Source organism: Pantoea sp. CFCC18179 (assembly GCF_059412405.1).
In genome coordinates this window covers 587,586-599,756 of record NZ_JBNBPM010000001.1, presented here as the reverse complement: position 1 = coordinate 599,756, position 12,171 = coordinate 587,586, and the positions used below count along the sequence as shown (strand labels likewise).

Sequence of the window (12,171 nt, the reverse complement as noted above, 5' to 3'; positions counted from 1 at the left end):
GGCGACCTGGTCAATCTTAAACCCCCAATCGATCCCGCAACGCATACCACGCCGCGCCCATCGCCGTCAGCGGCACTTTAAACCTTCTCCCGCCGGGAAACGGCAAGTGCGGCAACTTAGCAAACGCGTCAAACCGTTCCGCCTGCCCGCGTAGCACTTCCGCAATCAATTTCCCGGAAAGGTGCGTACAAGTGACGCCGTGCCCGCTATCGCCTTGCATAAAGAACGCATTCTTCTCCACCTGACCAAACTGCGGCATGCGCGATAGCGTCAGCAGGAAGTTGCCGCTCCAGCGATGGCTGATTTTAATATCACGCAGCTGTGGGAAGGTGCGCAGCAATTTAGGGCGAATCAGCGCTTCGATATCATCCGGTTCGCGCGCACCGTACACTACGCCGCCGCCATACAGCAGGCGGTTATCGGCGGTGAGGCGGAAGTAGTCGAGCAGATAGTTACAATCTTCAACGCAATGATTGTTCGGCAGCAAACCCAGCGCCTGATCGCGCGTTAACGGTTCGGTGGTCACGATTTGCGAGCCACACGGCATGCTTTTGCGGCTCAGACGCGGTTCAAGTTGTGACGGTAAATAGGCGTTGCCCGCAAAAATCACAAAGGTGGCTGTCACCTCGCCTTTGGCGGTTTTTACCCGATGCGGCGCGCCATACTTCACTTCCAGCGCCGCCGATTGTTCGTAAATACGGCCGCCGTGACGACGAATGGCTTCGGCTTCGCCCAGCGCCAGATTGAGCGGATGCAAATGCCCGCCACGCTTATCCAGCAATCCACCAACATAGCGGTCGGTAGCCACTTCACGACGAATGCCGCGTTCATCCAGCAGTTCTAAATCGTGATTACCATAACGCGTCCACAGCGCTTTCTGGCTGCGTAAATGGCCCATTTGGCGCTGATTGAGCGCGGCGAAAATGCCACCGGGACGATAATCACAGGCGATAGCATAACGATCGATGCGATCGCGGATAATTTCCGCGCCTTCAAACATCATGCTGCCTAGCATCTGCGCGGTTTGCTTACCGTAGCGCTGCTCAATCACATCCACGTCACGGCTATACGAGTTCACTACCTGACCGCCGTTGCGGCCGCTGGCGCCAAAGCCGATTTTCGCGGCCTCCAAAACCACCACGTCGTAACCGGCTTCAGTGAGAAACAACGCCGAAGAGAGTCCGGTAAAGCCGCCGCCGATGATGCAGACATCGCACTGCACCGATTCCTGCAATTCTGGCCACGGTGCATGAGCGTTGGCGGTTGCGGCGTAAAAACTTCCCACATGTTGCATCAAAGCCTCCTTAAGCGCGAAACCTAGAAATTGGCGGGCGTATGCGCGCTAACAATGCGACACGGTTGATCTGAGGTATTGGTAAAACTGTGCGGTAAACCGGTATCAATCACGTAGCTTTCACCGCGATACAAATGGTAGCTCTGACCATTCACCACCAGGGTAATTTCGCCTTCCAGCACCGTGCCGGTCTCTTCGCCGGGATGGCGGATCTTCTCGCCGGTGCTGGCGCCCGGTTCATAGCTCTCCAGCAGCATCGCCAGCGCGCGGCGTGCGGCACCGTTATCCACCAACAGCAGCGAGACGCCGAGGCTGCCGATCTCCACGCACTCTTCCGGACGCACAATCACGCGCGGCGTGGCGTTGATTTTCGGTTCAGAGAAAAACTCCGACAGCGACAGACCATAAACCTTCAGCAACTTTTGCAAGGTGCTGACTGCCGGGCTGACTTTGTCCTGTTCGATGGTGCTAATGGCGCTGTGCGTTAAACCTGACAACTCAGCGACGCGACGCTGAGACAATCCCAACTCTTGCCGGATCTGCGACAAACGTCGTCCGGGTGCCAGAGTGGCATCATTCATGGCTGCTTTCCCTTGTGATAACTGCGCGCGGCGGCAATAAAGGCCGCAAACAAACGACGTGAGATGGGATCGTCTTCAGAATGCCATTCCGGATGCCATTGCACCGCCAGCGCAAACGGATGCTGGCGCAGGCTGACCGCTTCAACCAAGCCATCCGCTGCACGCGCTTCTACGCGCAGCTGCGGGCCAGTTTCGCGAATGCCCTGACCGTGCAGAGAATTCACGGCAAACGGCGCATCGCTGCCCAGCAGTTCACGCAACATGCCATCGCTTTCCGGTTGCACGTCGTGCACCGGCGCGTACTGCTGATCTAACGGTAAGGAGTCGTCTTCGCGATGTTCCTGATAAAGATGGGTCATGTGCAGTTGGCGATGCAGCGCGCCGCCGTTGGCTACCACCATTTCTTGTAAGCCGCGACAAATGCCAAACATCGGCATCTTTTTGCCAATCGCGTGAGTGATCAAGCCAAAGGCAAGGCGATCGCGCGCTGGATCGGCATGCGCTTCTTTACCATCTTCACCGTAATGCCATGGCTCGATGTTGCTGGGGCTGCCGGTCAGCAAAATGCCATCCAGCAAGGTCATACTGTTTTCTAATAGATGAGGTGCGTGCATCAATTGATGTGGCAAAGGCAGCGGCACGCCGCCAGCCAGGACAATAGCGTCGAGATATTTGTTGTGAACCGTTTGCCCTACATGGCTGCCGATGAAGTTTTGGCACATCACTACACCAATCAAGGGCTTGTCAAAAATAATGCCCATAACGTCTCCACGTTGCTGTTCAATATTTTCACCGAAATTGCGCGGCTAGACTTAAAAGTGTGCAATATTTTGTCAATCTAGCAACCACATGTTCGTTCTTCAAACAGATTTGTTACATTTGCACACTTTTTGCGTTAGAGCTATGTTAGAAGAGTGGCTGTTATTTTGAGCATTGCGCGCACCAAATTTAAACGGTAAAGGGCGGGTGGGAACATGACGAACCTCGTAGAAGTAGAAGACTTCACGCGACACAGTGAAGAAAAACGAACAAGCGCGTTCCAGCTGGAGGTGAAAACCTGGCTGGAACGCCATCCTGAAACGCAGTATGTCGATATTCTTCTTAATGATTTAAATGGGGTATTTCGCGGTAAGCGCATTCCCATCTCCGCATTAGCCAAACTGGAAAAAGGCTGTTATTTCCCGGCTTCGGTTTTTGCCATGGATATTCTCGGTAACACGGTCGAAGAAGCGGGACTAGGACAGTCACTTGGCGAACCCGACCACCTCTGCACGCCGGTTCCCGGCACCTTGATACCTTCCGCTGCGGATCCCACTCACATCGCCCAGCTGCTGCTGACCATGTGTAACCAAGATGGCACTCCCTTTGACGTTGAACCCCGTAATGTCCTCAATCGCTTGTGGCAACAGCTGCGCAATCGAGGATTATTCCCGGTGGTAGCGGTAGAGCTGGAGTTCTATCTGGTGGATAAGCATCGAGATGCGGAAGGGTACATCCAACCGCCATGTGCGCCGGGTAGCGATGAACGTAATATGCAGAGCCAAGTATATTCGGTGGATAATCTCGACCATTTCGCCGACGTTCTGCGTGATATCGATAATCTTGCCAAGCAGCAGGGCATTCCGGCGGATGGCGCATTGGCGGAAGCGTCGCCCGGCCAGTTCGAAATCAACCTACATCACACCCGCGATGTGCTGAAAGCCTGCGATCACGCGATTCAGCTGAAACGCTTGATCCGTCAGGTAGCGGAAAATCACGGAATGACCGCCACCTTTATGGCCAAGCCGTATGAAGAGTACGCCGGCAGCGGCATGCACGTGCATATCAGCATGATGGATGCCGCCGACCACAACGCGTTTTCATTGGATGATGGCAGTGATTCGCCGCTGATGAAGCGTGCGCTGGCGGGAATGATCGATCTGATGCCGGCTTCGATGGCGTTGCTGGCGCCGAATGTAAATGCTTATCGCCGCTTTGTGCCGGAATCCTATGTGCCGCTGCAAGCGTCATGGGGACATAATAATCGTACGGTAGCCTTACGTATTCCTTGCGGCGATGCCGATAATCATCGCATCGAGTATCGCGTGGCCGGTGCGGATGCAAATCCTTATCTGGTGGTGTCAACAATTCTTGCCGGAATTTTGCATGGTTTGGATAATCAGCTACCCTTACCGCATGCAGTAAAGGGCAACGGACATGAGGCGGAAGGGCTAGCACTACCGATTCGGCAGAGCGATGCGCTGTACGAATTCGAGAATAGCTATCCGCTGCAAAAGCTGTTGGGCGAGCGTTTCAGCGGCGTGTGGCACAGCTGCAAACAGTATGAATTAATGCAGTTTGAGCGCTTAATCACCGCCACTGAGATTGATTGGATGCTGAAGAACGCTTAAGTGCGGAGAGATTTGATCTAACGTCTTGTGCCGATGGCCTAATTTGGGGCAAAATACGCGCCCTGCAAAATGAGAAACATAACCGACGCTTATCCCGTCGGTTATTTTTTTGCATGATGTACTCACTGACATTCAAACGAGGCCGGACACGCATCCGGATAGATAGATACTGATAACACGCGTTGTGCGTGAGATTTGAGGAAAACAAAGATGGGACTGTTTACCATTGCACCAGCTCAGGCTGGCGCGCGCTTCCGTGACGACTACGGCGCCGCAACAATCGCAAACACTTATACCACTTCTCACTGCAACACAGTGCGCAGCGTCCTTTTCAACGAGGGCCTGAAGCATGTCGCTTAATACCTCTGCCGCACCTCAGCGTGCACACCTGAAAAAATCTCTGACCCTGATCCCGGTTGTCATGATGGGCCTGGCGTATATGCAGCCAATGACCCTGTTTGATACTTTCGGCATCGTGTCAGGATTGACCGACGGCCACGTCGCCACCGCTTATGCTTTCGCCCTGATTGCGATTCTGTTTACTGCCGTGAGCTACGGCAAGCTGGTACGCCGCTTCCCATCTGCGGGCTCCGCTTACACCTATGCTCAGAAGGCTATCAGTCCGCACGTCGGCTTTATGGTTGGCTGGTCATCACTGCTGGACTACCTGTTCATGCCGATGATCAACATCCTGCTGGCGAAAAGCTATTTTGAAACGCTGGTGCCGGGCATTCCGTCGTGGATTTTCGTGGTGTTGCTGGTGGCCTTTATGACCATCTCCAACTTGCGCGGAATCAAAACCGTTGCCAACTTCAACAGCGTGATCGTGGTGCTGCAAGTGGTGGTGATGGTCGTGATTACCGGCATGGTGGTTTACGGTGTGGCACACGGTGTTGGCGCAGGAACCCTGACCAGCACGAAACCGTTCTGGTCTGAGAACGCACATGTGGTGCCGATGATTACCGGCGCGACCATTCTCTGCTTCTCGTTCCTCGGCTTTGACGGCATCAGTTCGCTGTCGGAAGAGACCAAAGATGCTGAACGCACTATCCCGCGCGCGATTTTCCTCACCGCGCTGATTGGTGGTGTGATCTTTATTGGTGTCTCTTACTTCCTGCAACTGTACTTCCCGGACATCTCACGTTTCACCAATCCGGACTCTTCACAGCCAGAAATCATGCTGTTTGTTGCGGGTAAAGCGCTGCAAATCGGCATCCTGATCTTCTCGGTGGTGACGGTATTGGCATCGGGCATGGCGGCGCACGCCGGTGTTTCGCGCTTGATGTACGTGATGGGCCGTGATGGCGTGTTCCCACAGCGTTTCTTCGGCTTCATCCACCCAACTTACCGCACGCCGTCACTGAACGTGCTGCTGGTGGGTGGTGTGGCGCTGCTGGCGATCAACTTCGACCTGGTCACGGCAACCGCGCTGATTAACTTCGGTGCGCTGGTGGCGTTTACTTTTGTGAACCTGTCGGTGATTGCCCAGTTCTGGATCCGTGAGCAGCGTAACAAGACGCTGAAAGATCACCTGAACTATCTGGTGCTGCCGGTGATGGGCGCGCTGACGGTGGGTGCGTTGTGGATTAACCTGGAAGAGACCTCAATGGTGCTCGGCCTGGTGTGGGCAGCGATTGGTATTATTTACCTCGCGTTTGTTACCCGCACCTTCCGCAATCCAGTGCCGCAGTTCAGCGAAGAAGTTTGATGTGAATAACTAGGTGCGCGAATCGCGCGCACCCTACAATGTAGGGTCGCCATTTATGGCGACCTGGTTTAAAACCGCAAAATACTAACCCGCCAACACCAACTCCCAACTCCCCGCGCTCAACGTCTCACGCCCGGCTTTACTTAACTCGGCATCGGTAATCAAAGTATCAAAGCGCTCTAGCGGCAACGCCAGATGCGTAGCAATTTTGTTGTACTTCGAACTATCACTCAGCAATACGCGCTTGCTGCTGACATCGCTCGCCGCCAGCTTCACCGGCACCTTATCTTCATCCGGCGTAAACAAGCCGCGCGGGCCCCAACATGACGCTGAGATAAACGCGATATCGATCGCCAACTGGCGCAAACTGCGCGCTGCGGCTTCACCGACGCTGGATCGGTTCTCACGACACACCGTGCCGCCAGTGTGAATCAGCTTGCAGCCGCTGCTCTCCATCAATAGGCGGGCAATCACGAAATCATTGGTCACGACCAGCAAATCGTCGCGCTCCACTAACTCTCGCGCCAGCGCCAATGTGGTGGTGCCGGCATCAATGTAAATACAACTGTTACGCGGAATATGGCGCGCGGCATATTGCCCGATTGCCATCTTCTCGCCGCTGTACATGCTGGTTTTCGCCAGATGTGAAGGCTCCGCCGCCAACCGATCTGCTGAACGCACGCCGCCCGAAACCGACAACACCGCGCCTTGTTCCTCCAGCTTCTGCACGTCGCGGCGAATCGTCATATGCGACACGCCTAATCTTTCCGTCAACTCGGCAATGCTCACCACGCCGCGCTCAGCAACCAACGCTAGAATCTGTTGATGACGTTCAACCGGAATCATGATGCTCTCCCTGAATTATCATTTTTTCACATTGTAGATCATCGATTCACAGGCCGCAGCACAATTTATCTTGCCGTAAACTAAGCAAAAATCCCGTCAATGCTGAGGTTGTTGCTAACAACTCAAGGTGTGAAAGGATGTTAAATGTTCATTGGATAAGTTAATTTTTGTGATGTCACGCACGTTTCCTGACCAGTTTCTGCGGCAGACTTAACACCAATGAACAAATTATCACTTTAATTAACAATGGAGGTTTGCTGTGTCAGCAACCGTGAATAACATCGGCGTGATTGGTTTAGGTTCCATGGGCATGGGCGCAGCGCAGTCTTGTATCCGCGCTGGATTAAATACCTGGGGTGTTGATCTCAATCCGCAGGCGCTGGAAACCTTGCGTCAGGCCGGTGCGCGTGATGCACAGACCTCCGCAGCCAACTTTGCCGCAGAGCTCGATGCCGTATTGCTGCTGGTGGTGAATGCCGCGCAAGTGAAAGCGATTCTGTTTGGTGAAAACGGTGTTGCCGCGCAACTGAAGCCGGGCACAGTGGTGATGGTGTCCTCTACCATTTCTTCACAAGATGCGCAGGCGATTGAACAACAGCTTACACAACACCAGTTGTTGATGCTGGATGCTCCGGTTTCTGGCGGCGCAGCGAAAGCGGCGGTGGGCGAGATGACGGTGATGGCTTCGGGTAGCGATGAAGCCTTTGCGTTGCTCAAGCCGGTGCTGGATGCGGTCGCCGCGAAGGTTTATCGCGTTGGCAGTGAAATCGGCCTCGGTTCCACCGTCAAAATCATCCACCAGTTGCTGGCGGGCGTGCATATCGCCGTTGGTGCGGAAGCGATGGCGCTGGCGGCGCGCGCGGGCATTCCGCTCGACACCATGTATGACGTGGTGACCAACGCGGCGGGCAACTCGTGGATGTTTGAGAACCGCATGCGTCACGTCGTCGATGGTGATTACTCACCAAAATCCGCGGTGGATATCTTCGTTAAGGATCTCAATCTGGTGGCGGATACCGCCAAGTCGCTGCATTTCCCGCTGCCGCTGGCCTCAACCGCACTCAACATGTTTACCGAAGCCAGCAACGCCGGTCACGGCCGTGAAGACGACAGCGCGGTGATCAAGATTTTCAGCGGCATCACGCTGCCGCAGGGCAAGGAGAAGTAATTATGCGTTTAGGCGTAATTGCAGACGACTTTACCGGCGCGACCGACATCGCCAGTTTTCTGGTGCAAAACGGGTTGCCGACCATTCAGTTCAACGGCGTACCTGCCGAGCACGATGAACTGAGCGCGCAGGCGATTGTCATCAGCCTGAAGTCTCGTTCTTGCCCGGCACAACAGGCGATTGATCAATCGCTGGCGGCATTAAAATGGCTGCAACAGCAGGGCTGCGACCGTTTCTACTTCAAATATTGCTCGACTTTCGACAGCACCGAACAGGGCAACATCGGCCCAGTTACCGATGCGCTGCTGGCGGCACTGGGCGAAACGCAAACGGTGATCTCGCCGTCGCTGCCGGTCAACGGTCGCACTGTGTATCAGGGCTATCTGTTTGTCGCCGACCAGCTGCTGTCCGAATCAGGCATGCGCCACCATCCAGTGACGCCAATGAACGACAGCAATCTGGTGCGTTTGATGACGCGCCAGGCCCAAGGTCAGGCCGCGGTGATCAATGCTGCGCAATTGGATAAAGGTGCCGACGCGGTACGTGAGCAGCTGGACGCATTGAAAGTGCAGGGCATCAACTATGTGGTACTTGATGCGCTGCATGAACAGCATTTGCTGACTCAAGGTGAAGCGTTGAAAGCCATGCGTTTGGTGACCGGCGGTTCCGGTTTGGCGATTGGCATTGCGCGCGCGTGGGCCACGCAGCAGCAGAATAGCGATGCTGAACAAGCTGGACGCCCGCAGGGCGAACGTGCGGTGGTGATTTCCGGTTCCTGCTCGCAAATGACCAATCGCCAGGTGGCGGCATATCGCCAACAAGCGCCATCACATGAAGTGTTAGTGGAACGTTGCCTTGAAGATGCGGCCGGTTACGCACAACAACTGTGCGATTGGGTGGAAGCCCATCATCAACCGGCCCTGGCTCCGCTGCTGTTTGCTACCGCCGATGCGCAACAGTTGCAGGCGATTCAGCAACAATATGGCGCGGCGCGCAGCAGCGAGGCGGTTGAGCAACTGTTTGCCAACGTGACGCGTGAACTGCAAAAACGCGGCTGGCAGCGCTTTATTGTGGCAGGTGGTGAAACCTCCGGCGTGGTGGCGCAGAGTCTCGGCGTGACCGCTTTTCATATCGGGCCGATGATTTCGCCCGGCGTGCCGTGGGTGCGTGATATCCATCAACCGCTGTCGCTGGCCCTGAAATCCGGCAACTTTGGCGACGAACAGTTCTTTGCCCGCGCACAAACGGAGTTTTCAGCATGACCGAACAACAAGCACGCGAAGAGATGGTGCAACTCGGCGCCTCGTTTTTCCAGCGCGGCTACGCCACCGGTTCGGCGGGCAATCTGTCGTTGCTGCTGGAAGATGGCAACCTGCTTGCAACACCAACCGGCTCCTGCCTCGGCGAATTGCAGGCCGATCGCCTGTCAAAAGTGACCTTGCAAGGCGAGTGGATCTCTGGCGACAAACCGTCGAAAGAAGTGGCGTTTCACCGTGCGCTGTACCTGAATAATCCCGAGTGCAAAGCGGTGGTGCATCTGCACAGCCACTATTTGACTGCGCTCTCCTGCCTCAACGATCTCGACAGCGAAAACTGCATTCGCCCGTTCACGCCGTACGTGGTGATGCGCGTCGGTGATGTGCCGGTGGTGCCGTATTACAAGCCCGGCGATCAGCGTCTGGCGGATGATTTAGCCAATCTGGCGTCGCGCTACAACGCTTTCCTGCTGGCGAATCACGGTCCGGTGGTGGTGGGGAAATCGCTGCGTGAAGCCGCCAATAACACCGAAGAACTGGAAGAGACCGCGCGTTTGATGTTTACGCTCGGCGACCGCTCGATCCGTTATCTCACCGATAGCGAAGTTGCGGAATTGAGGAATTTCTAATGCCAAAGTTTGCAGCCAATTTATCCACGCAGTTCGGTGAGCTGCCGTTTATCGAACGCTTTGCCGCGGCGGCGAATGCCGGTTTCCGCGCGGTGGAGTTCCTGTTTCCTTATGATTATCCAGCAGACGTGATCAAAGCCGAGCTGGAACAACATCAACTGGAACTGGTGCTGTTCAACACCGCCGCGGGCAACGTGCAAGCGGGCGAGTGGGGCGTTTCGGCCATTCCGGGGCGCGAAGCGGATGCGCGTGCCGATATCGACCGTGCGCTGGAATATGCGCTGGCGCTGAATGTGAAGCAGGTGCACGTGATGGCGGCAACGGTGCCGAACGGTGCCGATCGTGCCGAATATGAAGCCACTTTTGTGCGCAATATGCATTATGCCAGCGAGCAGTTTGCGCCGCACGGCATTCGCTTGCTGCTGGAAGCGCTTAATCCGGTGACCAAGCCGAATTACCTGTACTCAAGCCAATACCAAACGCTGGCGATGATGGAACGTATTGATCGCCCGAACGTGTTCACGCAGCTCGATCTGTTCCATGCGCAACTGGTGGATGGCAATCTCACCCACCTGATTCGGGAATATTCTGGACGCTATCGTCACATCCAAATCGCCTCTGCGCCACATCGTCATGAACCGGACGAAGGTGAAGTGAATTACGCCTACATTTTCAATCTGCTGGATGAAGTGGGCTACGACGGTTGGGTGGGATGCGAATACATCCCGCGCGGCCGCACCGAAGCCGGTCTGGGCTGGTTCGCGCCGTACGCTAAATAAGTGATTTTGTTGTGCCCCGCACAGTGCACTTTGCGCTGTGCCGGTGAAGTCTTACCTAATTTCGCCAATACCAGAGAAAGCTGTACCCGAAAATACTTATAAAATAGAGGTTTATGATGTCAACTGCGTTGTTGCTTGCTATAGCTACCGCCAGCATTGTGATCTTGCTGTTGCTGGTGATTAAAACCAAAGTTCACCCGTTTGTTGCTTTACTGATCGTGAGTTTGCTGGTGGCGATTGCGACCGGCATTCCGGCCGACAAAATCATGGAAACCATCTTTAGCGGGATGGGCAATTTGCTGGGTCACATCACGATTATCATCGTGCTGGGCGCGATGTTAGGTGCGGTGATTGAAGCCTCGGGCGGTGCCGAATCGCTGGCGCAGCACTTCAGCAAATCGCTGGGCATCAAGCGCACGGTTGCAGCGCTGACCATGGCGGCGTTTATCCTGGGTATTCCGGTGTTCTTCGAAGTCGGCTTTATCATCGTGATCCCACTGATTTACGGCTTCACCAAAGTGGCGCGCGTATCGCCGCTGAAATTTGGCCTGCCGATGGCCGGTGTGATGCTGACGGTGCACGTGGCGTTGCCGACGCATCCGGGTGCTGCTGCGGCGGCCGGTATTCTGCATACCGATATGGGTTGGCTGATGATGCTCGGCATCCTGATCTCCATCCCGGTGGGCGTGGTGGGCTATTTCGTGGCCAAAGCGATGAACCTGCGTCAGTACCATCTTTCGGTTGATGTGCTGGAGCAATTGCAGTTGGCGAAGCCAGAAGGCGCGGCAAAAAACGATGCGCCAGCGCCAGGCGCGATGACCATTACCGGTTTGATTATTGTACCGATTCTGCTGATTGTGCTGGGTACGCTGTCGCACAGCATGCTGCCGGAAGATAGCGTGCTGCGCTCGGTGATGACGGTAATTGGTACGCCGCCGATTGCGCTGCTGATTGCGTTGGGTTTGGCGGCGTGGCTGCTGGGCGTGCGCCGTGGCTGGAGCAAAGAGAAGCTAGAAGATCTTACCGGTCGTGCGATTCCGAGTTCTGCGAGCGTGATTCTGGTCGCTGGTGCCGGTGGCGCGTTTGGTAAAGTGCTGGTGGAATCCGGCGTGGGCAAAGCGCTGGCGCTGACGCTGGAAACCTTGCATCTGCCGCTGATTCCAGCCGCGTTTATCCTGTCGCTGGCGCTGCGTGCCTCGCAGGGTTCGGCCACGGTCGCGATTTTGACTACCAGCGGATTACTAAGCCAGGCGGTGGGCGATGTGACGGATATGCAGCGCGTGCTGGTTACCCTGGCGGCGTGTTTCGGCGGGTTAGGCTTGTCGCACGTTAATGACGCTGGTTTCTGGGTGGTGACACGCTATCTGGGCTTGTCTGTTGCCGATGGTTTGAAGACCTGGACGGTGCTGACCACGGTGATGGGCTTGAGCGGTTTCGCCCTGACGTGGGCAGTGTGGGCGATGATTTAAGGTTGCCGGGTCACCATAAATGGTGACCCTACAAAACCATTCACCCGTAGG

Annotated in this window: 11 protein-coding genes; 7 read left to right on the top strand and 4 right to left on the bottom strand. The window is 55.4% G+C overall.

Features of this window, described 5'->3' with window-relative positions; all coding sequences use genetic code 11:
• Positions 1-16 precede the first annotated feature (16 nt).
• The 3 genes from ACPUC7_RS02925 to puuD are packed head-to-tail and all read right to left on the bottom strand — an operon-like array spanning position 17 to position 2,636.
• Entirely contained in the window at positions 17-1,294 is a 1,278-nt protein-coding gene (locus ACPUC7_RS02925) for an NAD(P)/FAD-dependent oxidoreductase (protein ID WP_494921699.1), read from the bottom strand.
• Positions 1,295-1,317: 23 nt separating this feature from the next.
• Positions 1,318-1,875 (bottom strand): HTH-type transcriptional regulator PuuR, encoded by a 558-nt coding sequence (gene puuR / locus ACPUC7_RS02920; RefSeq protein WP_494921698.1) that lies wholly within the window; start codon positions 1,873-1,875, stop codon positions 1,318-1,320.
• Positions 1,872-2,636, bottom strand: a complete 765-nt coding sequence (gene puuD / locus ACPUC7_RS02915; RefSeq protein ID WP_494921697.1) for a gamma-glutamyl-gamma-aminobutyrate hydrolase — start codon at positions 2,634-2,636, stop codon at positions 1,872-1,874. Before puuD ends, puuR begins: the two co-directional genes overlap by 4 nt.
• A 213-nt stretch (positions 2,637-2,849) precedes the next feature.
• Here puuD and ACPUC7_RS02910 point away from each other — a divergent pair, with 213 nt between their 5' ends.
• On the top strand, positions 2,850-4,265 hold the full coding sequence (locus ACPUC7_RS02910) for a glutamine synthetase family protein (RefSeq protein WP_494921696.1): 1,416 nt from the start codon (positions 2,850-2,852) through the stop codon (positions 4,263-4,265).
• 349 nt (positions 4,266-4,614) lie between these two features.
• A complete protein-coding gene (locus ACPUC7_RS02905) occupies positions 4,615-5,973 on the top strand; it encodes an APC family permease (protein WP_343551246.1) in 1,359 nt (452 codons plus the stop codon).
• Between the two features lie 84 nt (positions 5,974-6,057).
• Here the strand turns inward: ACPUC7_RS02905 and ygbI are convergent, their stop codons facing one another.
• On the bottom strand, positions 6,058-6,819 hold the full coding sequence (gene ygbI, locus ACPUC7_RS02900; RefSeq protein WP_494921695.1) for a DNA-binding transcriptional repressor YgbI: 762 nt from the start codon (positions 6,817-6,819) through the stop codon (positions 6,058-6,060).
• Between the two features lie 259 nt (positions 6,820-7,078).
• Here ygbI and ltnD point away from each other — a divergent pair, with 259 nt between their 5' ends.
• The 5 genes from ltnD (at position 7,079) to ACPUC7_RS02875 (ending at position 12,120) form a co-directional block, all read left to right on the top strand.
• Entirely contained in the window at positions 7,079-7,987 is a 909-nt protein-coding gene (gene ltnD, locus ACPUC7_RS02895; RefSeq protein ID WP_494921694.1) for an L-threonate dehydrogenase, read from the top strand.
• A 2-nt stretch (positions 7,988-7,989) separates the two neighbouring features.
• Positions 7,990-9,249 (top strand): 3-oxo-tetronate kinase, encoded by a 1,260-nt coding sequence (gene otnK / locus ACPUC7_RS02890; protein ID WP_494921693.1) that lies wholly within the window; start codon positions 7,990-7,992, stop codon positions 9,247-9,249.
• Complete coding sequence (otnC, locus tag ACPUC7_RS02885; protein ID WP_343551251.1) at positions 9,246-9,872, top strand: 3-oxo-tetronate 4-phosphate decarboxylase; 627 nt, start codon at positions 9,246-9,248, stop codon at positions 9,870-9,872. The genes otnK and otnC overlap by 4 nt, the downstream gene beginning before the upstream one ends.
• A complete protein-coding gene (locus tag ACPUC7_RS02880) occupies positions 9,872-10,651 on the top strand; it encodes an HPr family phosphocarrier protein (protein ID WP_494921692.1) in 780 nt (259 codons plus the stop codon). Before otnC ends, ACPUC7_RS02880 begins: the two co-directional genes overlap by 1 nt.
• A 116-nt stretch (positions 10,652-10,767) precedes the next feature.
• Positions 10,768-12,120: a GntP family transporter gene (locus ACPUC7_RS02875; RefSeq protein WP_494921941.1), complete on the top strand. Its 1,353-nt coding sequence runs from the start codon at positions 10,768-10,770 to the stop codon at positions 12,118-12,120.
• The last annotated feature ends 51 nt before the right edge of the window (positions 12,121-12,171 follow it).

Excerpts from the sequence above, each read along its gene's own strand:
- puuD (WP_494921697.1), bottom strand. The coding sequence starts at position 2,636 with ATGGGCATTATTTTTGACAAGCCCTTGATTGGTGTAGTGATGTGCCAA.
- otnC (WP_343551251.1), top strand. The coding sequence starts at position 9,246 with ATGACCGAACAACAAGCACGCGAAGAGATGGTGCAACTCGGCGCCTCG.
- ACPUC7_RS02875 (WP_494921941.1), top strand. The coding sequence starts at position 10,768 with ATGTCAACTGCGTTGTTGCTTGCTATAGCTACCGCCAGCATTGTGATC.
- ACPUC7_RS02910 (WP_494921696.1), top strand. The coding sequence starts at position 2,850 with ATGACGAACCTCGTAGAAGTAGAAGACTTCACGCGACACAGTGAAGAA.
- otnK (WP_494921693.1), top strand. The coding sequence starts at position 7,990 with ATGCGTTTAGGCGTAATTGCAGACGACTTTACCGGCGCGACCGACATC.
- ACPUC7_RS02925 (WP_494921699.1), bottom strand. The coding sequence starts at position 1,294 with ATGCAACATGTGGGAAGTTTTTACGCCGCAACCGCCAACGCTCATGCA.
- ACPUC7_RS02905 (WP_343551246.1), top strand. The coding sequence starts at position 4,615 with ATGTCGCTTAATACCTCTGCCGCACCTCAGCGTGCACACCTGAAAAAA.
- ACPUC7_RS02880 (WP_494921692.1), top strand. The coding sequence starts at position 9,872 with ATGCCAAAGTTTGCAGCCAATTTATCCACGCAGTTCGGTGAGCTGCCG.
- ygbI (WP_494921695.1), bottom strand. The coding sequence starts at position 6,819 with ATGATTCCGGTTGAACGTCATCAACAGATTCTAGCGTTGGTTGCTGAG.
- puuR (WP_494921698.1), bottom strand. The coding sequence starts at position 1,875 with ATGAATGATGCCACTCTGGCACCCGGACGACGTTTGTCGCAGATCCGG.